The sequence below is a fragment of the Huaxiibacter chinensis genome, assembly GCF_022171985.1.
Classification (GTDB): Bacteria; Pseudomonadota; Gammaproteobacteria; order Enterobacterales; family Enterobacteriaceae; genus Enterobacter; species Enterobacter chinensis_A.
In genome coordinates this window covers 146,115-168,034 of sequence record NZ_JAJVHF010000002.1, presented here as the reverse complement: position 1 = coordinate 168,034, position 21,920 = coordinate 146,115, and the positions used below count along the sequence as shown (strand labels likewise).

19 protein-coding genes and 2 tRNA genes are annotated in these 21,920 nt (G+C 54.7%); 4 read left to right on the top strand and 17 right to left on the bottom strand.

The genetic code is table 11. The annotated features are described in order from the left end of the window. Window positions 1-132 precede the first annotated feature (132 nt). Window positions 133-1,422, top strand: coding sequence for an MFS transporter (locus tag LZP96_RS06625; RefSeq protein ID WP_064328052.1), 1,290 nt, complete (start codon window positions 133-135; stop codon window positions 1,420-1,422). A 77-nt stretch (window positions 1,423-1,499) separates the two neighbouring features. On the opposite strand, the gene rlmB is transcribed toward LZP96_RS06625, so the two are convergent. From rlmB to nnr, 14 genes are all read right to left on the bottom strand, one after another. Beyond that, complete coding sequence (gene rlmB / locus LZP96_RS06620) at window positions 1,500-2,234, bottom strand: 23S rRNA (guanosine(2251)-2'-O)-methyltransferase RlmB (protein WP_064324552.1); 735 nt, start codon at window positions 2,232-2,234, stop codon at window positions 1,500-1,502. A 100-nt stretch (window positions 2,235-2,334) separates the two neighbouring features. Further along, entirely contained in the window at window positions 2,335-4,785 is a 2,451-nt protein-coding gene (rnr, locus tag LZP96_RS06615; protein ID WP_064324551.1) for a ribonuclease R, read from the bottom strand. Between the two features lie 38 nt (window positions 4,786-4,823). Then, complete coding sequence (nsrR, locus tag LZP96_RS06610) at window positions 4,824-5,249, bottom strand: nitric oxide-sensing transcriptional repressor NsrR (protein WP_064324550.1); 426 nt, start codon at window positions 5,247-5,249, stop codon at window positions 4,824-4,826. Window positions 5,250-5,440: 191 nt separating this feature from the next. Continuing rightward, the gene (locus tag LZP96_RS06605) at window positions 5,441-6,739 is read right to left on the bottom strand and encodes an adenylosuccinate synthase (protein ID WP_064328051.1); all 1,299 of its coding nucleotides are present in this window, start codon (window positions 6,737-6,739) and stop codon (window positions 5,441-5,443) included. 101 nt (window positions 6,740-6,840) lie between these two features. Beyond that, on the bottom strand, window positions 6,841-7,038 hold the full coding sequence (locus LZP96_RS06600) for a DUF2065 domain-containing protein (protein WP_064324549.1): 198 nt from the start codon (window positions 7,036-7,038) through the stop codon (window positions 6,841-6,843). 68 nt (window positions 7,039-7,106) lie between these two features. Next, entirely contained in the window at window positions 7,107-8,111 is a 1,005-nt protein-coding gene (gene hflC, locus LZP96_RS06595; protein WP_064324548.1) for a protease modulator HflC, read from the bottom strand. Window positions 8,112-8,113: 2 nt separating this feature from the next. Continuing rightward, a complete protein-coding gene (gene hflK / locus LZP96_RS06590; protein ID WP_064324547.1) occupies window positions 8,114-9,373 on the bottom strand; it encodes an FtsH protease activity modulator HflK in 1,260 nt (419 codons plus the stop codon). Window positions 9,374-9,428: 55 nt separating this feature from the next. Continuing rightward, window positions 9,429-10,709: a ribosome rescue GTPase HflX gene (gene hflX, locus LZP96_RS06585; RefSeq protein WP_258925751.1), complete on the bottom strand. Its 1,281-nt coding sequence runs from the start codon at window positions 10,707-10,709 to the stop codon at window positions 9,429-9,431. A gap of 75 nt (window positions 10,710-10,784) precedes the next feature. Next, window positions 10,785-11,096 (bottom strand): RNA chaperone Hfq, encoded by a 312-nt coding sequence (gene hfq, locus LZP96_RS06580; protein ID WP_006810391.1) that lies wholly within the window; start codon window positions 11,094-11,096, stop codon window positions 10,785-10,787. Between the two features lie 84 nt (window positions 11,097-11,180). Further along, window positions 11,181-12,131, bottom strand: a complete 951-nt coding sequence (miaA, locus tag LZP96_RS06575) for a tRNA (adenosine(37)-N6)-dimethylallyltransferase MiaA (RefSeq protein WP_064324545.1) — start codon at window positions 12,129-12,131, stop codon at window positions 11,181-11,183. Beyond that, window positions 12,124-13,965: a DNA mismatch repair endonuclease MutL gene (gene mutL / locus LZP96_RS06570; RefSeq protein WP_064324544.1), complete on the bottom strand. Its 1,842-nt coding sequence runs from the start codon at window positions 13,963-13,965 to the stop codon at window positions 12,124-12,126. Before mutL ends, miaA begins: the two co-directional genes overlap by 8 nt. Before the next feature lie 9 nt (window positions 13,966-13,974). After that, entirely contained in the window at window positions 13,975-15,306 is a 1,332-nt protein-coding gene (gene amiB, locus LZP96_RS06565; RefSeq protein ID WP_064324543.1) for an N-acetylmuramoyl-L-alanine amidase AmiB, read from the bottom strand. Window positions 15,307-15,316: 10 nt separating this feature from the next. After that, entirely contained in the window at window positions 15,317-15,784 is a 468-nt protein-coding gene (gene tsaE, locus LZP96_RS06560; RefSeq protein ID WP_064324542.1) for a tRNA (adenosine(37)-N6)-threonylcarbamoyltransferase complex ATPase subunit type 1 TsaE, read from the bottom strand. Then, window positions 15,777-17,303, bottom strand: a complete 1,527-nt coding sequence (gene nnr, locus LZP96_RS06555; RefSeq protein ID WP_064324541.1) for a bifunctional ADP-dependent NAD(P)H-hydrate dehydratase/NAD(P)H-hydrate epimerase — start codon at window positions 17,301-17,303, stop codon at window positions 15,777-15,779. The genes tsaE and nnr overlap by 8 nt, the downstream gene beginning before the upstream one ends. Between nnr and queG the strand changes: the two genes are divergently transcribed. Then, window positions 17,302-18,441, top strand: a complete 1,140-nt coding sequence (gene queG, locus LZP96_RS06550; RefSeq protein WP_064324540.1) for a tRNA epoxyqueuosine(34) reductase QueG — start codon at window positions 17,302-17,304, stop codon at window positions 18,439-18,441. The two genes, nnr and queG, sit on opposite strands and share 2 nt — an antisense overlap. Before the next feature lie 270 nt (window positions 18,442-18,711). On the opposite strand, the gene LZP96_RS06545 is transcribed toward queG, so the two are convergent. From LZP96_RS06545 to orn, 3 genes are all read right to left on the bottom strand, one after another. Continuing rightward, window positions 18,712-18,787, bottom strand: a tRNA-Gly gene (locus LZP96_RS06545). 81 nt (window positions 18,788-18,868) lie between these two features. Next, window positions 18,869-18,944 (bottom strand) — tRNA-Gly (locus tag LZP96_RS06540). A 198-nt stretch (window positions 18,945-19,142) separates the two neighbouring features. Further along, complete coding sequence (gene orn / locus LZP96_RS06535; protein WP_064324539.1) at window positions 19,143-19,688, bottom strand: oligoribonuclease; 546 nt, start codon at window positions 19,686-19,688, stop codon at window positions 19,143-19,145. Window positions 19,689-19,795: 107 nt separating this feature from the next. Here orn and rsgA point away from each other — a divergent pair, with 107 nt between their 5' ends. Both rsgA and asd read left to right on the top strand, forming a co-directional pair. Continuing rightward, window positions 19,796-20,848, top strand: a complete 1,053-nt coding sequence (gene rsgA / locus LZP96_RS06530; protein WP_198324747.1) for a small ribosomal subunit biogenesis GTPase RsgA — start codon at window positions 19,796-19,798, stop codon at window positions 20,846-20,848. A 97-nt stretch (window positions 20,849-20,945) separates the two neighbouring features. After that, the gene (gene asd / locus LZP96_RS06525) at window positions 20,946-21,917 is read left to right on the top strand and encodes an archaetidylserine decarboxylase (RefSeq protein WP_064324537.1); all 972 of its coding nucleotides are present in this window, start codon (window positions 20,946-20,948) and stop codon (window positions 21,915-21,917) included. Window positions 21,918-21,920 lie beyond the last annotated feature (3 nt).

Sequence of the window (21,920 nt, the reverse complement as noted above, 5' to 3'; positions counted from 1 at the left end):
TGGGAGTGAGGTCACAGCGTGACGATCTCACTGAATGCATTCGTGAAACAGCTCACACAATATAAGAATAAACTATTTCACATCCGCAAATGTGTTGAATAATTTATTCTCACCTTTCAGAAGAGAATGATTATGCACGCTTCACACTCTGCGCCAGATGCCCATAAGCGCGCTTTAATTGCTGGCTCTATCGGCAACTTCATCGAATGGTATGAATTTGCGGTGTATGGCTTTATGGCCACCGTCATTGCGAAAAACTTCTTCCAGCTTGAGGGAGAGTCGGGCCTGACCAGCCTGATCCTGACCTACGCCTCTTTCGCTATCGCCTTTTTCTTCCGTCCACTTGGCGCGGTGGTCTTTGGGCGCATGGGCGATCGCATTGGCCGTAAACCGACGCTCATCATCGTGCTGGTTCTGATGACGCTCGCCACCGCGGCCATTGGCCTGGTGCCGGTCTATGCCAGTATTGGTATCGCCGCGCCGTTAATCATTACCGGGCTGCGCATTTTGCAGGGGTTGTTTGCCGGCGGAGAATATGGCGGCGCCGTATCGCTGATGACAGAGTTCGCACCACGCGGCAAGAGAGGCCTCTACGGGGCGTGGCAATCCTTTACCGTGGCATTGGGTCTGCTGGCAGGTGCGGGCATCGTCGCGCTGCTCTCAGCGCTGCTGACGCCCGAAGCATTGCATGACTGGGGCTGGCGTATTCCCTTCTTCCTCGCGTTGCCAATGGGTATTGTGGCGCTGTGGCTGCGGGTGAGCATGGAGGAGACCCCCAGCTTCGTCAAACAACAGGTGAAGCCCGCCGTCGCTCAGGCGCGCACCACGGATACGCTGAAAGCCATTGCTATGGGAATTGGGCGGGTAATGGTGTGGTCCGCTGCGGGGTATACCTATCTGGTTATTATGCCGACCTATCTACAGTCGGCTCTGCATACAGGGTTCAACCAGGCACTGCTGATTGCGGTGATCTCCAACATTGGTTTTGCGATCACCATTATTCCGGCGGGTATCATGAGCGATCGCATCGGGCGTCGCACGGTGATGATGATTGCCACGGTCTTGCTGCTGGTTCTTGCGCTGCCGCTGCTGAAAATACTGCAGGCGGAATCCAGTACCCTGGCGATAAAAGCGATGGTGGTGCTGATTGCCGGTGGACTGGTTGGCATGCTGGCTGGCCCTGGTCCGGCGATGCTGTCAGAAATGTTCCCGACGCGCGTGCGCTATACGGGTCTAGGACTGGCCTACTCGCTCTCGAATGCCATTTTCTCGGGCTGCGCGGGGCTGATCATTACCGGCCTTATCAAGCAAACCGGCAATCTGGATATCCCGGCCTACTACGTGATGGCAACGGCGGTGGTGAGTCTGGTGGCGCTTATGACGCTCAGGAAGGATGACCACTTACGGTCACTGGAGGAGTAAGAAAATCACCGTCTGCAGCCCTCACCCGTGGGTAAGGGCGAAAACACAAAAGGCCGTCCACAGGACGGCCTTGTTGTTTATAGGCCGCGCTGACGCACCGCTTCGAACAGGCAGATGCCCGTCGCCACGGAGACGTTCAGAGAAGAGACGCTCCCGGCCATGGGAATACCGATCAGCTCATCGCAATGTTCGCGCGTCAGGCGACGCATACCTTCGCCTTCTGCTCCCATCACCAGCGCCAGGCGCCCGTTCAGTTTGCTCTGGTAGACAGTATGATCGGCTTCCCCTGCGGTCCCGACAATCCAGATGTTCTCTTCCTGCAGCTGACGCATAGTGCGTGCCAGGTTGGTCACACGAATCAACGGCACGTTTTCCGCTGCGCCGCAGGCGACTTTTTTCGCGGTGGCATTCAACTGTGCTGAGCGATCGCGTGGCACGATCACCGCATGCACACCGGCAGCGTCTGCGCTACGCAGGCAGGCGCCGAGGTTATGCGGGTCGGTCACGCCATCAAGGATCAGCAGGAACGGGTTATCCAGCTGGGCAAGCAAATCCGGCAGATCGTTTTCCTGGTACTGACGACCCGGTTTGGCACGCGCAATAATCCCCTGGTGTACCGCACCCTCGCTTTTTTCGTCGAGGAACTGGCGGCTTGCCAGTTGAATCACGACGCCCTGCGCTTCCAGCGCATGGATCAGCGGCAGCAGACGTTTATCTTCACGCCCTTTCAGAATATAGACTTCCTGAAAACGCTCTGGTGCGCGCTCCAGCAGGGCCTGCACCGCATGGATGCCGTAAATCATTTCACTCATTGATGGTTCTCATTATGACTTTTTGTCGGGTTGCGCTGCGCTGACCCGGCCTACAGGACATTCTCCCTCTCCCCGGTGGGAGAGGGCTGGGGTGGGGAAATTACTCCGCCACTTTTTTCTTCGCTGCGCGTTTCGCCTTCGTGGCAGCCGCTATTTTCTGCGTCTTCGCGGAAGGCTTTTTAGCGCTTTTCTCTTGTTTCGCTTTTGGCGGCTTCGCTGATTTCGGTTTGTCTTTACCGCCGCGGAATGCGCTGTCCGGCTCGAAGTTCACCTTTTTACCCGCCTGACGACGCTTGCCGTTACTTTTTCCGCCAGACCCTTTTTTGGCGTGGTCGCGTGCGGTTTTGCCGACGTTACGTGGCGCGCGTTCGCTGGAAATCAGGCTGAAATCAATCTTACGCTCGTCCATATTCACGGCTTCGACTTTCACTTCCACGCGATCGCCCAGACGGTATGTTTGACCACCCGACTCGCCAGTGAGACGCTGCCCCACCTGATCGTAACGATAATAATCGTTATCCAGGGACGAGACGTGGACCAGCCCGTCAATGAACAGCTCATCAAGGCGCACAAAGAAACCAAAACCAGTGACGCTGGCAATGACGCCTTTAAAGACGTTACCCACCTGGTCCAGCATAAAGTCGCACTTCAGCCAGTCAGCCACGTCGCGAGTGGCTTCATCGGCACGGCGCTCAGCCATGGAACAGTGCTGACCAAGCTGGAGCATCTCTTCCATGGAGTAGTGATACCCACCGGTCTCCGTGGTATTGCCTTTGTGTCCCTGCTCCTGCGCAACCAGATACTTGATGGCGCGGTGCAAAGAGAGATCCGGATAACGACGAATCGGCGAGGTAAAGTGCGCATAGGACTGAAGCGCCAGGCCAAAGTGACCGCGGTTTTCCGGATCGTAAATGGCCTGCTTCATCGAGCGCAGCAGCATGGTTTGCAGCATTTCCGCATCAGGACGATCGGCAATGGATTCCAGCAGTTCGGCGTAGTCACGTGGCTCAGGTTTGCTGCCGCCTGGCAGTTCCAGACCCAGCTCCGCCAGCACAGAGCGGAAGGCGGTGATAGCTTCATTGGTTGGCTTATCGTGAATACGGAACAGCGCAGGCTCTTTCGCTTTCTCAACAAACCGTGCCGCAGAGATGTTTGCCAGAATCATGCACTCTTCAATCAGCTTATGCGCATCGTTACGCTGCGTCTGTTCGATACGCTCGATGCGGCGCTCGGCGTTGAAGATAAACTTCGCCTCTTCGCTTTCGAAGGAGATCCCGCCGCGCTCTTCGCGCGCCTGATCCAGCGTTTTGTAGAGGTTATGCAGCTCTTCGATGTGTTTGACCAGCGGGGCATACTGCTCGCGCAGCTCGCCATCGCCCTGCAGCATGTGCCAGACCTTGGTATAGGTCAGACGTGCATGGGAACTCATTACCGCTTCATAGAATTTATAACCGGTCAGACGCCCTTTGGTGGAGATGGTCATCTCACACACCATACATAAGCGATCAACCTGCGGATTCAGGGAGCACAGACCGTTTGAGAGGACTTCAGGCAGCATCGGCACAACCTGCGACGGGAAGTACACGGACGTCCCGCGGCTGCGCGCTTCGCTATCCAGCGGCGTGCCAGGGCGTACATAATAGCTGACGTCAGCAATCGCGACCCATAAACGCCAGCCACCGCCGCGTTTTTTCTCACAGTAGACGGCATCATCGAAGTCGCGGGCGTCTTCACCATCAATGGTGACCAGCGGCAGGCTACGCAAATCAACGCGACCCACTTTGGCTTCTTCAGGGACCTGCTCTTTCAGGCCTTCAACCTGGTCTTCAACCGCTTTTGGCCAGACGTACGGGATTTCGTGCGTACGCAGCGCCATATCCACGGCCATGCTGGTCCCCATATTATCGCCCAGCACTTCGACGATTTTACCCACTGCCTTGGTGCGGCGGGTTGGACGCTGAGTCAGCTCAACGACCACCACAAAGCCCATGCGCGCGCCTTTTACCTCTTCCGGCGGGATGAGAATGTCAAAGCTCAGGCGACTGTCGTCAGGCACCACGAAGCCCACACCGGCATCCGTGAAGTAGCGGCCCACGATCTGGCTGGTTTTCGGCACCAGAACGCGCACAACGCGCGCTTCACGACGACCTTTACGATCGGCACCCAGCGGCTGCGCCAGGATCTGATCGCCATGGATACACATTTTCATCTGCTCGGACGAGAGATAGAGATCGTCTTTGCGCCCTTCAACGCGCAGGAAGCCAAAGCCATCGCGGTGGCCAATGACGATGCCTTTCAGCAGATCGAGACGTTCCGGCAGCGCATAGCACTGGCGGCGAGTGAAGACCAGCTGGCCGTCACGTTCCATGGCGCGCAGACGGCGACGAAGGCCTTCAATTTGCTCTTCGCCTTCAATATGTAATTCTTCAGCAAGTTCTTCACGATTAGCGGGTTTTTCGCGTTTAGTTAAGTGTTCAATGATGAACTCGCGGCTTGGGATAGGATTCGCGTACTTTTCGGCTTCGCGTTCCTGGAAAGGATCTTGTGACATGTCGGTTCCTCCGTTGTCAGCTCCGGTGGAAATTTTCTTCATTCCACCAGCAATAATTTATAAAGTGGTTGATTCTCTTCAACCAAATCGGCCAGCGTGTAGTTATCCAGTTCCTTGAGAAAACTTTGCACGGCCTGAGAAAGCACCTGTTTCAGGCGACAAGCGGGCGTAATGTGGCAAAAGGCACTGCTGCAGTTGACCAGAGACAAAGGCTCTAGTTCACGCACCACATCCCCAACTCGAATACTCTGTGCCGGTTTACCGAGGCGGATGCCTCCGTTTTTCCCGCGGACGGCAGTAACGTATCCCGCACGGCTAAGTTGATTGATTATTTTGACCATATGATTACGGGACACGCCGTAGACCTCGGTTACCTGCGAGATACTGGTCATTTGTCCTTGTGGCAACGACGCCATGTAAATCAGCGCACGTAAGCCGTAATCGGTGAAACTCGTTAACTGCACATCAACCTCAGGAAAAGGGAAAACGCGGTCAAACCGCAGAAATATTCACTATTGATGATAAACCAGCCAGATACTTAGCGGTTAATTTATTTGAACTGAAAGGGGGAAAAAGCGAGGAACAGCGCGCGATCGCCGAATGGCACTGCGCTTATCCAGCCTGCGAGTTACCCCGCAGGCCAGCATGACAAGGATTATGCGTCGAACGGATCGCGCAGAATCATTGTTTCAGAACGGTCAGGGCCAGTAGAGATAATATCAATCGGCACTTCGGTCAGTTCTTCAATACGCTTGATGTAGTTCAGGGCTGCCTGAGGCAGACCGCTACGCTCTTTCACGCCAAAGGTGGTTTCGGACCAGCCCGGCATGGTTTCATAGATTGGTTCGATACCTTCCCAATCGTCAGCCGCCAGCGGGGTGGTGGTTACTTCACGGCCATCCGGCATGCGATAGCCCACGCACAGTTTCACTTCTTTCAGGCCGTCCAGCACGTCCAGCTTGGTCAGGCAGAAGCCAGACAGGGAGTTGATCTGCACAGCACGACGAACCGCAACGATATCCAGCCAGCCGGTACGACGACGACGACCCGTGGTCGCGCCAAACTCGTTACCCTGCTTGCAGAGGAACTCGCCGGTTTCATCAAACAGCTCGGTCGGGAATGGACCTGCACCCACGCGAGTGGAATACGCTTTGATGATGCCCAGAACGTAATCCACATAACGTGGACCCAAGCCAGAACCGGTCGCTACGCCACCTGCGGTGGTGTTAGAAGAGGTAACGTACGGGTAGGTACCGTGGTCGATATCCAACAGCGTACCTTGCGCACCTTCAAACATGACGAAATCGCCACGCTTGCGCGCCTGGTCCAGCAGATCGGACACATCCACAACCATACCTGTGAGGATATCCGCAACCGCCATGACATCATCCAGCACTTTCTGGTAGTCAACGGCGTCAACTTTGTAGAAGTTCACCAGCTGGAAGTTGTGATATTCCATCACTTCTTTCAGTTTGTCAGCGAAGGTGGCTTTGTCGAACAGGTCACCAACGCGCAGACCGCGACGAGCGACTTTATCTTCATAAGCCGGGCCGATGCCGCGACCTGTGGTGCCGATAGCTTTCGCGCCACGGGCTTTTTCACGTGCCACATCCAGCGCAACGTGATAGTCAAGAATAAGAGGACAAGCTTCGGAGAGCAGCAGACGCTCGCGAACCGGGATACCACGGTCTTCCAGGCCTTTCATCTCTTTCATCAGCGCAGCAGGAGACAAAACAACACCGTTACCGATGATGCTGGTCACATTTTCGCGAAGAATACCTGATGGAATAAGATGGAGGACGGTCTTTTCACCGTTGATTACGAGAGTATGGCCAGCGTTATGACCACCCTGATAGCGTACAACATATTTAGCACGTTCAGTCAGAAGATCGACGATCTTCCCTTTACCTTCGTCACCCCATTGGGTGCCCAGTACGACAACGTTGTTACCCATTTTAAAAATCACCGATTGCTTAAAAATGGATTCTACCACCGCTTTTTCAGAGTTACAGCACTTTTTGACCTCAGATTAGACTAAATCCGACCACTTTTTGATCAGCCAATCGTTTTCCTCAACATGTAGTAGATCACCACTCCGGCAACCACAAGACCGCCGCCAAAACGACGCAAAATATTATCGGGCAATTGTGCCAGGCTCGAAATCATTCGCCGCCAGGCCTTTGGATACAGCATCGGTCCTAACCCTTCCAGCACCAGCACTAACGCCAGCGCGAGGATAATCGTGGAGTTCATTTGCATTCCTTATAAAAAAAACCACCGCTCCGTTGAGAGCGGTGGTTTAACAACGGAGAGCCGAAAACTTAACGGGTCACGTTGCCTGGCGATTTCATGTAGCGGAAGAAATCGCTGTCCGGGCTGAGCACCATGACGTCCTGGTTGCTCTGGAAGCTGTTCTCGTAAGCACGCAGACTACGGATAAAGGCATAGAAGTCCGGATCCTGGCTGAAAGCATCCGCAAACAGTTTGGCAGCTTCAGCATCCCCTTCACCACGCATAATACGGCCCTGGCGTTCAGATTCTGCCAGCGTCTTCGTCACTTCGTAGTCCGCCGTTGCACGCAGCTTCTCAGCTTCTTCCTGACCTTGTGAACGGTGACGACGCGCTACCGCTTCACGCTCAGCGCGCATACGGTTGTAGATCGCTTCAGACACTTCCACCGGCAGGTTGATCTGCTTGATACGCACGTCAACCACTTCGATACCCAGTGCAGCCATACTGTTCGGGTTGATCACCGGCACTTTGCCGTTGGTTTCAGCCTGAACGCGCTCTGCCGCTTTAGCAATCGCATCATCGGCAGCTGGCGTCGCGACTTCATCTTCGGTGCCTGCAGAACCGGAGTTCAATGCATCACGCACTTCCAGCGTCAGACGGCCACGCGAGTCGGTGACAATGTCTTTCACATCCAGACGACCAATTTCAGAACGCAGACGGTCAGAGAATTTACGTTTCAGCAGCACTTCGGCCTGAGAGACGTCACCGCCGCCCGTTGCCAGATAGTAGCGGCTGAAATCGCTGATACGCCATTTGATGTACGAATCGACGATCAGGTCTTTTTTCTCTTTGGTCACGAAACGGTCAGCCTGGTTATCCATTGTCTGGATACGGGCATCGAGCATTTTCACTGATTCAATAATCGGGAGCTTAAAGTGCAGACCCGGCTCGAAGACCAGCGGTTTGTTTTCATCGTCACGCAATACTTTGCCAAAACGCATCGTAATACCGCGTTCGCCTTCTTTCACCACAAAGATAGAGGCATAAAGCACTACCAGCACGATGATAATAATCGCAATAACTGACTTACGCATCGTTATTCCCCCTGACGCTGGCTGTCGTTACGCTGCGCGTTAGCGCGACGTTGGTCCATGATGTCACCATCGTTTGAAGAAGACGTGGATTTCGCACCCGCGCTGCCTGAGGAGGCCGGAGGCAGACGCAGCAGATTATTCGCGCCGCTCGTATCCTGTTTTGCGCCTGAGGTATTCCCGCCTTTCAGCATTTGGTCCAGCGGCAGAACCATCAGGTTGCCACCTTTGTTTTCGTTGACCAGCACTTTACGCGTATGGCTCAGCACCTTCTCCATGGTTTCGATATACAGACGTTCACGGGTAATTTCCGGGGCCGCTTTGTATTCCGGCAGAAGCTTCGCAAAGCGAGCCACTTCACCCTGTGCTTCCAGGATGGTCTGGGTCTTATAGGCACGCGCCTCTTCAAGAATACGCTGCGCCTGACCGTTAGCACGTGGCTGCACTTCGTTGGTGTACGCTTCGGCTTCACGGATGTACTGCTGTTCGTTTTCACGGGCAGCAATGGCATCATCAAAGGCCGCTTTGACCTCTTCTGGCGGACGAGCAGCCTGGAAGTTAACGTCCAGCAGGGTAATACCCATGTTGTACGGGCGAATCGTCTCTTCCAGCTCGCGCTGGGTATCGCTACGAATAACGGTACGACCTTCGGTCAGAATGCGGTCCATGGTGTACTTGCCGATCACACCGCGCAACGCGCTGTCGGTCGCCTGGCGCAGACTGTCATCTGCGCTGGTCACGCTAAACAGGTAGTGCTGCGGATCGGTGACGCGGTACTGGACGTTCATCTCAACGCGAACAACGTTCTCGTCAGAGGTCAGCATCACACCGGACGCCGCCAGTTCACGCACGGATTCCACGTTAACCGCGGTCACGTTATCGATAAAGGTTGGCTTCCAGTTCAGGCCCGGCTCAACCAGATGGCTAAACTTACCAAAGCGCGTGACGACACCGCGCTCGGCTTCTTTAATGGTATAGAAGCCACTGGCTGCCCAAATGATCACCACGGCAGCGGCAACGATGCCCACTACACGGCCACCAATATGCGGGCGCGGACCTTGAGGGCTATTACCACCCGAACCGGAACCTTTACCTCCCAGACCGCCAAGTTTTTTGCTTAGCTTGCGGAAGATATCGTCCAGATCGGGAGGACCCTGCTCGCGACCACCTTTGTTGCCATTTCCCCCAGAGTTGCCGCCTTGATTATTGCTGCTTCCCCACGGGTCGCGGTCTTGTCCGTTATTACCGGGCTGATTCCACGCCATGTATATGCTCCATATTTGTTATGCAAGGGCGAATTATTCAGGCTTCCCTTTCTGGTCAGACGATGTAGTCGACCAGCGCAGGTTCTTGTTTACAGAGGCGACGCCAGTCAACGATCGGCATACGCACCTGCATTCCCACGCTGCCGTCATCCTCCATCCACTCTTTTTCTATCGCCTGAAGCTGATAAAACCGGCTGCGCAGTTTACCTTCCTGTGGTGGCAAACGCAGCGTGTGCTGAGCGACCTCACCGGAAAGACGTTCTGTCAAAGCCTGGAAAAGGAGTGGCACACCCACTCCAGTCTGGGCTGAAAGCCAGACCCGAATCGGTTTGTTCTCTTCATCTCGATCGATACGCGGTTCAAAGTCCTCAAGCATATCGATTTTGTTCATCACCAATAGTGTGGGAATCTCGTGCGCGTCGATCTCTTCCAGCACGGTATTCACAGCATCGATGTTTTCCTGCACTCGAACATCAGCCGCATCGATAATATGCAGCAGCAGAGTCGCCTGACGCGTCTCTTGTAATGTCGCTTTAAAGGCCGCAACCAAATCGTGCGGCAAATGGCGGATAAACCCAACGGTATCCGCCAGTACAGTTTCGCCTACGTCCGCCACATCAATGCGACGAAGCGTGGGGTCCAGGGTCGCAAACAGCTGGTCTGCGGCATAAACCCGGGCCTCAGTAATTTGATTAAAGAGGGTAGATTTACCGGCGTTGGTATACCCCACCAGCGACACCGTCGGAATGTCAGCTTTGGTTCGCGAATGACGCCCTTGCTCACGCTGTTTTTCCACTCGGGCCAGACGTGAGAGGATCTGGGTAATACGGCCACGTAATAATCGACGGTCGGTTTCGAGCTGGGTTTCACCCGGGCCACGTAAACCGATCCCGCCCTTTTGTCTTTCAAGGTGGGTCCAGCCACGTACAAGACGGGTGGCCAGATGGCGCAACTGCGCCAGTTCAACCTGCAGTTTCCCCTCATGGGTACGTGCACGTTGAGCAAAAATGTCTAATATCAGCCCTGTACGATCGATAACCCGACATTCGCACAGACGTTCAAGATTACGTTCCTGAGCCGGAGATAGCGCATGATCGAACAGCACGACTGAGGCGCCGAGCGCTTTTACAGCCTCCGCGATTTCGATTGCTTTACCTTCACCAACAAAATACTTCGGGTGCGGTGCTTTACGGCTACCAGTAATCACCTGCATTGCTTCGACGCCAGCGGAAGAGACCAGAGCTTCAAACTCCTGGAGGTCTTCCATATCTTTGTCTTGCGTAAAATAGATGTGTACCAGTACCGCATGCTCACCGGCATCATAGCGGTCAAACAAGCGTATAATCCTCAAGATAAATCAGCGGGGAACGCAGAAATTCTGGCTCCCCGTGTGGATAAACAGCTCGTAACCTTATTCGGTTTCTTCGCTGTCCTGCGCAGGAGCAGAAGAACCTTGCGCGTTGCTGCCATGATGATAGTTACTACCTGTGCCGCCGCCAGCGTTGTTGCTGTGATGAGATACCGGGCGAGACGGAACAACAGTAGAAATAGCGTGCTTATAAACCATCTGGCTGACCGTGTTTTTCAACAGAATCACGAACTGATCGAAAGACTCAATCTGACCTTGCAGCTTAATACCATTCACCAAATAAATAGAAACTGGAACACGTTCACGACGCAGTGCGTTCAAGAACGGATCTTGTAAAGATTGCCCCTTAGCCATTCTATCTTTTCCTTATATGCTTGTTATGTACTTAGAACCTTGCGATTCTGAAAATTGCGCACGGTACGGCTTAATTGTACACATTCAGTGTGCGATATCACCCACTACCTGTAAAACATCGTTGAACGACTGCTCCGGTTTCTCACTGTCTAACCAGTGAATTCCGTCCCAGCCGCGCAACCAGGTGATCTGGCGCTTCGCCAACTGTCTGGTGGCGCAAATACCTCGATAAACCATTTCATCGTATGAGATTTCGCCTTCAATGTATGACCACATCTGGCGATATCCGACACAACGAATGGAAGGCATGTCCGTATGCAAATCTCCGCGAGCAAATAACGCTCGCACTTCTGCTTCAAAACCTGAAGCTAACATCTGATGAAAACGCTGCTCAATTCGCTGATGGAGCAGTTCACGGCTCGCCGGGGCGATGGCGAACTGATACACCTGATACGGCAGAGCCTCTCCTGACGTTTGCGTCAGTTCCGTTAAAGTTTTACCCGAAATGAAAAAAACTTCCAGTGCCCGGGAAAGCCTTTGCGGATCATTTGGATGAATCCGTGCTGCCGCCACCGGATCAATCTGTTCCAGTTGCGCATGCAACGCGCTCCAGCCCTGCTCTGCCGCCTGTTGCTCAATCTTTGCTCTGACTTCAGGATCCGCCGACGGAAGAGGTGATAATCCCTCCAGCAACGCCTTGAAATAGAGCATGGTTCCACCCACCAGCAGCGGGATCCGTCCCGCGGCTGTAATTTCTGCCATCTGCGCTAACGCGTCCCGACGGAAATCGGCGGCCGACCAGGCCTGCGCCGGGTCGAGAATATCCAACAACCGGTGCGGTGCCGCACGCAGTTCTTCCGCGTCTGGCTTCGCCGTGCCGATATCCATCCCCTGATAAATAAGGGCAGAATCGACGCTAATCAACTCTACTGGCAAAACTTTACGTAGCTCAATGGCTAACGCGGTTTTGCCGGAGGCCGTTGGCCCCATCAAAAATATCGCCTTAGGCAGGCTCGCCTTACTTACATCACTCATCTTTCAGGGCTTTCATCGCCGAATGCAAATCAATAGGTTGTAATAAGCCACCCGGCGGCGCTTTGACCAGTTGAGGACAAAGACGTTCAACTTCTGCCAGTACGGTAATGGCCTGGGCCATATTCCATGGATTGTGGTCACTCGCTAAGCGTCGTGCCATCCACTGTGCAGTATTAGCCGCATCGAACGTTGACTGTTTCGCCAGGTAGCCTATCAGTTCAGGAATCAAGTTTTGTAAATTTTGTTGGCGTAAGGGTAAAGGCACCGCGCGAACGGTCACATGCTGCGCCTCAACGACACATTCAATACCCATTTCCGCCAACAGGGCCGTTGCCCGTTTTATGACTGCCGCTTCGTCAGGTAACACCTTCAGCCGGACAGGTATGAGCAAAGGTTGCGCACAGGCGGCATTAACGCCCGGCGTGAGCTGTGCCTGTTTAAGCCAGCGTTCAGCTACCGTTAAGGCCAGCAGAATCAATTGACCATCACGTTCCAGCACCGCCGTATCCGGCGCGATGATGGTTAATACCCGACCAAAGCTCTGGCTGTGTCCATTCAGGGCGGGTTGAGACGGCAAAGGCGGCTCTTTACGCGTGACGGCAGGTGTCTCAAGCAATTTGTTGTACAACGCGCCCTGCTGTTTTTGATAGCCAGGCGCATGCGGATAGTTAGCCCCCGTCGAACGTGGACTGCCGCTGCCCGCACTGTATGCCGGTGAAACGGACTCGCGCGCCGTTGAAGGTTCAGCAAAGTGGTTGCGTCCCGCCGCGACACGGTTTTCTGGAAGCGGACGGGCCGCCGGGGCCTCATCCGTTAAGGGCAGCGTCGGCTCGGCCCGCTGTTGCAGGACGCTCAACACCCCCTGATAAATAAAATCGTGCACCAGACGCGACTGATGAAAACGCACTTCATGCTTCGCCGGATGAACGTTCACGTCGACCTGGTGCGGGTCGATATCAAGATAGAGCACAAACGCGGGCTGCTGGTCGGCACCCGGTTTGTCTTCGCAGGCCTGACGGATGGCGTGGTTAATCAGCCGGTCGCGCATCATGCGGTTATTCACATAGCAGTACTGGATCTCGGCAAAGGCGGGATTCACCGCGCTGGGATCGGCCACCCAGCCTCGCATACCCAGATCGCCATGCTGCCACTCTATTTCCAGCGCCTGCTCAACAAACGCCGCGCCGCAAATGGCCCCTAAACGCCGGGTTTTCTGGCTCTCATCCGCGACTGCGCGGTACTGACGTATCACTTTGCCGTTATGGCTCAGGTTGATCGTCACGTCAAAACGCGCCAGCGCGATGCGGCGAATGATCTCGTCAATATGGCTAAATTCGGTTTTCTCGGTGCGCATGAACTTGCGGCGAGCGGGGGTGTTATAGAACAAATCCAGCACTTCCAGCGTCGTCCCCACCGGATGGGCGGCTGGCTTAACCGTCACGTCCATGTCTCGCCCTTCCGCATACGCCTGCCAGGCTTCCTGCTGTTCAGCGGTGCGAGAGGTAAGCGTCAGGCGGGAAACGGAGCTAATACTGGCCAGCGCCTCACCGCGAAAACCGAGGCTAATGATGGCCTCAAGGTCGTCGAGCGAGGCAATTTTACTGGTGGCGTGACGCGCCAGCGCCAGCGCCAGTTCGTCTTTTTTGATTCCGCAGCCGTTGTCACGAATACGGATAAGCTTAGCGCCACCGCGTTCGATATCGATATCGATGCGGGTTGCACCGGCATCGAGGCTGTTTTCAACCAGCTCTTTCACGACCGATGCAGGACGTTCCACCACCTCACCGGCGGCGATTTGGTTCGCAAGCTGCGGCGGCAGAACCTGAATCGGCATGATTTCTCCTTAGTGGGTCGCGCTCATTTCGCCCGGCAGCGCGGCGCTGGCCGTTTGACCGGCGCCGCCCTGCGGCGCTGATTGCAGTGGATGCGCGGCGAAATAATTACGCAGACCGCTGTAAATCGCCTCGGCAATTTGCTGCTGGTAGCTTTCGCTGGCCAACAGACGTTCTTCGCCGTTGTTACTGATAAAGCCCGTCTCCACCAGGATGGACGGAATATCCGGCGAGCGCAATACGCCCAGGCTGGCATGCTCAGGACGACGCTTGTGCAGCGAACCAATGCTCTGCAACCGGTTCAGTACGTTTGTCGCCACATCATAACCGACACGCTGGGAATGACCGAATTGTAAATCCAGAACGGCCTGGCTGAGATAGGGATCTGACTGGCTGTTCGCCAGCACATCGCCCGCGCCGCCCAGCAGTTCAGATTGCTTCTCGTGCTCCTCAAGCCAGTTCGCCATTTCGCTGTTCGCTCGGCGGTTTGACAACACCCATACGGAGGCGCCCGTTGCATTACGATTGGGTGCGGCGTCTGCATGAATGGAGACGAGGAAATTCGCATTTTGCTTACGGGCTACGTCAGAGCGCCCCATCACCGAGATAAAATAGTCTCCGTCACGCGTCATGACCCCTTTGAACATCGGATCGTCATTGAGCAGCGAACGCAGTTTCCGCGCTATGGCAATAGTGACGTTTTTCTCACGTGTGCCACCCGGCCCAATCGCACCGGGATCCTGCCCGCCGTGGCCCGCATCGATGGCAATAATCACTTTTTCGCCGCTGACCGCACTGGCGCGAGCCGCCGGACGAGTGACCGTATTACTGCTGATCGCCCCGGTCACACGCTCACTTTCTGCTTTGAAAGGATTTTTCGCAGGCTGAGAGGGACGTGGCGCAACCAGCGGAGCGTCCATACGTTTGGCAACAACCGGTGGTGGTGGCGGAGGTGGAGCATCGGCGTTAATGGTAAACACCACGGTATAGTTGGACCCGTTTTGCTGCTTCACCGCACGCGTTTTGCCATTTTGTGTGAGATCGACCACCAGCCGCAGCGACTGAGCGTCTTTTGCCGTGCCAGAGCGAATGCTTTTCACCAGATTATTGCCGCTGAACTGCAGCGGTAATCCCTGAATCACACCCGTCTGTTTAATATCCAGCGCCACGCTGCGCTTATCGTCTTGCGAAAAGCTGTAGTCCGGATCGCCGACAAAACTAAAGGTAATTCGCGCCTGTGCGTCTCCGTTGGAGACCTGAATATCTGACAAGTTTGCCGCACCGGCCTGCGCGCACAGCAAAACCGTTGCCGCCAACAACCAACTTTTCACGCGAAAAATCATCCCGTCATCCCTACGCAATACCTGCTAAACGAGCCAGTAAGGAACTGCCTGATGAGGAAACCGCACTGATGCGGGCCTCACGCCCTTGCGCCTGATAATCTAAGTGAATTTCGACATCCGGATCAGGTAGCACACCCGCACCTTGTTGCGGCCACTCCACCAGGCAAATGGCGTCGTTGGCAAAATAGTCACGGATCCCCATAAATTCCAGCTCCTCCGGGTCCGCAAGTCGATAAAGATCGAAGTGGTACACCATCAAATTTTCAAGCGTGTACGGTTCTACCAGCGTATAGGTCGGGCTTTTGACATTCCCTTTATGGCCCAGCGCCTGCAAAAAACCGCGGCTAAAGGTGGTCTTACCCGCCCCTAAATCACCATAAAGATAGATGACGGTTGCGCCGTCGCAGGCCTGCGCCATGCGTTTGCCGAGGTCCAGGGTTGCCTGCTCGTCGGGTAAAGGAATCACTCGATTAGTCATTTTCTACGTCAATCACATCTGGGTTAACAACACGCCGCAGCGCATCAAAAAGATCGGTCGCCAGCATGCCACGCGTCCCGTAAAGCGCAGCAAGCTTATCCGCCGCCGCCCCGTGGACCACGCAGCCTGCACTGGCTGCATCATTCAGGGTGAGTTTCTGTCCGGCAAGCGCGCCGATAATGCCGGAGAGCACATCGCCCATCCCGCCACTCGCCATTCCCGCATTGCCTGCGTCAATAATACTGAGCGCACCAGACTCGCTGGCCACAATCGTGCCCGCCCCTTTTAACACGACAACACCTCCGTAACGTTTTACCAGACGCTGTGCAGAAAGTAAGCGATCGCTTTCAATTTCTGCAACGCGGCAGTTAAGTAACCGCGCGGCTTCGCCGGGGTGTGGTGTCAGAATGCGATTGTGACGTTTATCAGGGTTGATTGCCAGAAGGTTAAGCGCGTCAGCGTCCCACAACATGGGTTTAGTGCAGTTCTCCACCTTTTGCAGTGCGGCTTTTCCCCAAGCCTGCTGGCCCAGACCAGGACCAATCACCACCACGTCGGCCCATTGCAGGCTGTCGTCCAGCGAGGCGGGCGTCAGCTCATGTACCATCAGTTCAGGGCGGGCTGTTATCAGGGGAGCCACATTTTCACTGCGGGTCAGCACCCTCACCAGCCCTGCCCCCGTGCGCAATGCGGCTTCACCGGTCATGCGAATGGCGCCTGCGGTACCGTGGTCTCCACCAATAATGACCAGTTTGCCGTGATCGCCTTTATGCGAGGTAGGCCGACGCGGCGGCAACCAGCCGGAAAGCAGCGACGCATCAAGACGTGCAATCCGGGTCTCCTGCCCGGCCAGCCAGCCGTCCAGGCCAAGACTGTTATGGTGCAGCGTGCCCACGACATCCCGTGCTTTGCCGGTCAAAAGCCCCGGTTTTAGCGCAATAAAGGTCACGGTATGTTGGGCGTTAATGACCGCACCGGGCGTGGCGCCCGTTTGCGCCAAAAGGCCAGACGGGATATCCACAGCCACGATCTCCGCCGTGTGCGCGTTAGCCTGATCGATAAGCGCGGCAACGCGTTCGCGCGGCGCTTGCGTTAAGCCAGTGCCCAGCAGCGCGTCCACGATGAGGTCAGTCTCTTCCGGCCAGACCGTTTCCGCGCAATGAATTTCTCCCCCGGCGTTTAGCCAGGCGTCTCGCGCCTCTGCGGCCTCATCCGGCAGCGGCTTATCGCTCTCCAGCGCCAGAAGCGTTACCTGCAGACCCGCCGCGACGGCCAGGCGGGCAATCACATAGCCATCACCGCCGTTATTGCCATGTCCGCAGAGAACCAGCCAGTGTCTGGCCTGCGGATACGCCTGACGCGCCACCTGAAACGTCGCTTCGCCCGCACGTTGCATCAGCTCATACAGGGTCACTCCCAGACTGTCCGCAGCCTCTTTTTCGGCGTGGCGGAGTTCATCCGCAGGCCAAATGGAATGTGGTATACTTTCGGGGATTTTCTTCACCGTATGGTCCGTCATGTCACAGCCCCTCGATCTCAATCAGTTAGCGCAAAATATTAAACAGTGGGGTGCCGAGCTTGGCTTTCAGAAGGTGGGTATCACCGATACCGATCTCTCTGCCAGCGAGCCAAAATTGCAGGCCTGGCTCGACAAACAATACCACGGCGAAATGGAGTGGATGGCGCGTCACGGTATAATGCGCGCTCGTCCGCATGAACTCCTGCCGGGGACATTACGCGTGATCAGCGTACGCATGAACTATCTCCCCGCCAACGCGGCATTTGCCCGCACGCTGAAAGATCCCTCCCTTGGTTACGTCAGCCGTTACGCCCTGGGGCGCGATTATCATAAGCTGCTGCGTAATCGACTCAAAAAGCTGGGAGAAACTATTCAGCAACACTGCGGCTCGCTGAATTTTAGACCCTTTGTGGATTCAGCGCCTATTCTTGAGCGCCCGCTGGCTGAAAAAGCCGGCCTCGGCTGGACAGGTAAGCACTCACTTATCCTAAGCCGCGACGCAGGTTCCTTTTTCTTTTTAGGTGAATTGCTGATCGATTTACCCTTGCCTGTCGACAGCCCTGTTGAAGAAGGCTGTGGCCGCTGCGTCGCCTGCATGACGATTTGCCCCACCGGCGCCATTGTCGAGCCATACACCGTTGATGCACGCCGCTGTATCTCGTATCTCACTATCGAACTTGAAGGCGCGATTCCGGAAGAATTTCGGCCCTTAATTGGAAACCGGATTTACGGCTGCGACGATTGTCAGCTTATTTGTCCCTGGAATCGGTATTCCCAGCTGACCGACGAAGAAGATTTTAGTCCGCGTAAAGCCCTTCATGCCCCACCGCTCACTGAACTCTTCGCCTGGAGTGAGGCCTGGTTTCTGAAGGTGACAGAAGGCTCAGCCATCCGCCGCATCGGCCATCTCCGCTGGCTGCGCAATATTGCGGTGGCGCTGGGTAATGCCGCCTGGGATGAAGCCAATATGACCGCGCTTGAAAGTCGCCGGGGTGAGCACCCACTTCTCGACGAGCACATTGAATGGGCGATTGCGCAGCAAATTGAGAAGCGAAATGCCTGTGTCGTTGAGGTGCAGCTTCCAAAGAAACAGCGTCTGGTCAGAGTGATCGAAAAAGGGCTGGTTCGCGATGCGTGATATATTCACAGCCTGTGAATAAAAATAAGATGTCAGGTGGCATCAGGCTTTGCAATGAGGTCAAGTGATCTCGATAACATTTTGAAATCAAATTTTAATCATTAATTTCAATGTATTATGTGAAATTCATTCACCGTGCGAAGATTATGTTGCAATGGGAAGGGCAGGCTTTCCTGTGGATAAGTCTGTTTACAAGAATATTTAAAGAAACTAAAAATTGTCCCCAACGAAGAGATTCGCTGTGGATTATCAGGATATTGAAGAAGAATTTGGAGCGGGAAACGAGACTCGAACTCGCGACCCCGACCTTGGCAAGGTCGTGCTCTACCAACTGAGCTATTCCCGCTTAATTTGCGTTTTTCAGGCTGCATGGTTGCAACGTAAAATCGGCTATTGGTGATGCGTATCTTGCGATACTTTTCAAATTTGGAGCGGGAAACGAGACTCGAACTCGCGACCCCGACCTTGGCAAGGTCGTGCTCTACCAACTGAGCTATTCCCGCAAATCTGCTACTGCTTTTGCTGCTGTCGTAACGTAGAATTCTCTGTCGTTACGGGAGGCGCATTATACGAGAAATCCTTTGAGCTGCAACCCCCCAGAAAGCGATTTTTTAAAAATCACGTTCAAGTGATTAATTAATCGGCAAGCTGGACAATTTAACGGCAAATGCCCGGTCACGCAAGCGTCCCGGGCATGAAAATCAAAGCTTAATAAAATTCTCGCGGTAAAACGCCAGTTCAGCCACTGACTCACGAATATCATCCATCGCCTGATGCGTGCCCTGTTTGGTAAAGCCTGTCAGAATTTCTGGCTTCCAGCGGCGAGCCAGCTCTTTTAGCGTACTCACGTCCAGATAGCGGTAGTGGAAATACGCTTCCAGCTCCGGCATATACTTAAACAGGAAGCGACGATCCTGGCCGATGCTGTTCCCGCAAATCGGCGATTTACCCTGCGGTACCCACTGTTTGAGGAATTCAATCGTCGCCAGCTCTGCTTCGCGATCGCCCTGAGTGCTGGCTTTCACCCGCTCCACCAGGCCGCTGCCGGTATGTGTGCGCACGTTCCAGTCATCCATCAGCGCGAGCTGTTCATCGGACTGATGAACGGCAATGGTTGGCCCTTCGGCCAGAATATTGAGGTTGGCATCGGTCACTAACGTGGCAATCTCAATAATGCGATCGCGCTCGGGATCAAGCCCCGTCATCTCCAGATCGATCCAAATCAGGTTGTTTTCATCTGCGCTCATGTTATTTTCCACCCTTCTCGCATAACCCGCTGTAGCAGGTTAACTCGTATTGATTAGTGTGTATCATAGAGGTTTTGCCCGATATGGGCGACCAGGAGCCAGCCCGATTGAGTAAAAATAAACTCTCCAAAGGTCAACAGCGTCGCGTCAGCGCCAACCACCAGCGCCGTCTTAAAACCACTGCGGAGAAGCCTGACTACGACGATAACCTCTTTGGCGAAGCCACTGAAGGCGTTGTCATTAGCCGGTTTGGCATGCATGCCGACGTGGAAGACGCCGACGGTCGCGTTCACCGCTGCAATATTCGGCGCACTATCCGCTCGCTGGTCACCGGCGATCGCGTCGTATGGCGTCCGGGTAAAGCCGCCGCAGAAGGCGTGATGGTCAAAGGCATTGTCGAAGCCGTGCATGAGCGCACGTCCGTGTTGACGCGCCCGGACTTCTACGACGGGGTGAAACCCATTGCTGCAAACATCAATCAAATCGTTATTGTATCGGCGATCTTGCCCGAACTTTCCCTCAATATCATCGACCGCTATCTTGTCGCCTGCGAAACGCTGGACGTTGAGCCGCTGATCGTGCTGAACAAGATCGATCTGCTCGATGAAAACAGCCTGCGTTTTGTGAATGAACAGATGGATATTTACCGCGCCATTGGTTACCGCGTGCTGATGCTCTCCAGCCATAAAAAAGAGGGTCTCAAACCGCTGGAAGAGGCGCTGACGGATCGCATCAGTATTTTTGCGGGCCAGTCTGGCGTGGGGAAATCCAGCCTGCTGAATAATCTGCTGGGCCTGCAGCAGGAGATCCTCACCAATGAGGTCTCCGACAACTCAGGTCTTGGCCAGCACACCACCACCGCATCACGCCTGTACCATTTCCCTCACGGCGGCGATGTGATTGACTCCCCGGGCGTGCGTGAATTCGGTTTATGGCACCTCGAGCCGGAACAAATCTTTAACGGCTTTGTCGAATTTCATGCGTACTTAGGGGCGTGTAAATATCGCGACTGCAAGCATGATAACGATCCCGGCTGCGCTATCCGTGAAGCGGTTGAAAACGGAAAGATTGCCCCGAGCCGTTTCGACAATTATCACCGCATCCTTGAAAGCATGGACCAGGTAAAAACGCGTAAAAACTTTTCTGATTCTGATAACTGACAATTAAGCTAAGCATCGCTAAAATCGTCCCCTTTTTTCAGGTTCCGGCTGCTGTAAGCCGGATCAGGAACGACAAAACAATGGCCTGGAGGCTACCTTGTTAAACTCATTCAAACTTTCGCTTCAATACATTCTGCCGAAACTATGGCTCACCCGCCTGGCGGGCTGGGGCGCAAGCAAACGAGCAGGATGGTTAACCAAGCTGGTGATCGACCTGTTCGTGAAATATTACAAGGTTGATATGAAAGAAGCGCAAAAGCCGGATACCGCCAGCTATCGCTCTTTCAACGATTTCTTCGTGCGCCCACTGCGTGATGATGTTCGCCCGCTGAACACCGATCCGAACGTGCTGGTCATGCCTGCCGACGGCGTTATCAGCCAGTTGGGTAAAATCGAACAAGACAAAATTCTGCAGGCGAAAGGCCACGACTACAGCATGGAAGCCCTGCTGGCAGGGAACTACCTGATGGCCGATCTGTTCCGCAACGGTTCTTTCGTCACTACCTATTTGTCGCCGCGTGATTATCACCGCGTGCACATGCCGTGTAACGGTATTCTGCGTGAGATGATCTACGTGCCAGGCGATCTCTTCTCCGTAAACCATTTGACCGCGCAGAACGTGCCGAACCTGTTCGCCCGTAACGAGCGTGTCATCTGCCTGTTTGACACTGAATTTGGCCCGATGGCGCAAATTCTGGTGGGGGCTACCATCGTCGGCAGCATTGAAACCGTCTGGGCTGGCACCATCACCCCACCACGTGAAGGGGTGATTAAGCGCTGGACCTGGCCTGCGGGCGAAAGCGATGGCGCCATCGCGCTGCTGAAAGGCCAGGAGATGGGCCGCTTTAAGCTGGGCTCTACGGTCATTAACCTGTTCGCACCGGGCAAAGTTACCCTGGCAGAGTCGCTGGAAAGCTTATCAGTGACTAAAATTGGTCAACCGCTGGCCGTCTCGACAGAGCCTTTCGTTGCGCCTGTCGTGCCGGAACCGGCCCCGCTGCCGGCAGAAGAGATTCAGGCCGAACATGACGCCAGCCCGCTGGTAGACGATAAGAAAGACCAAGGTTAACGA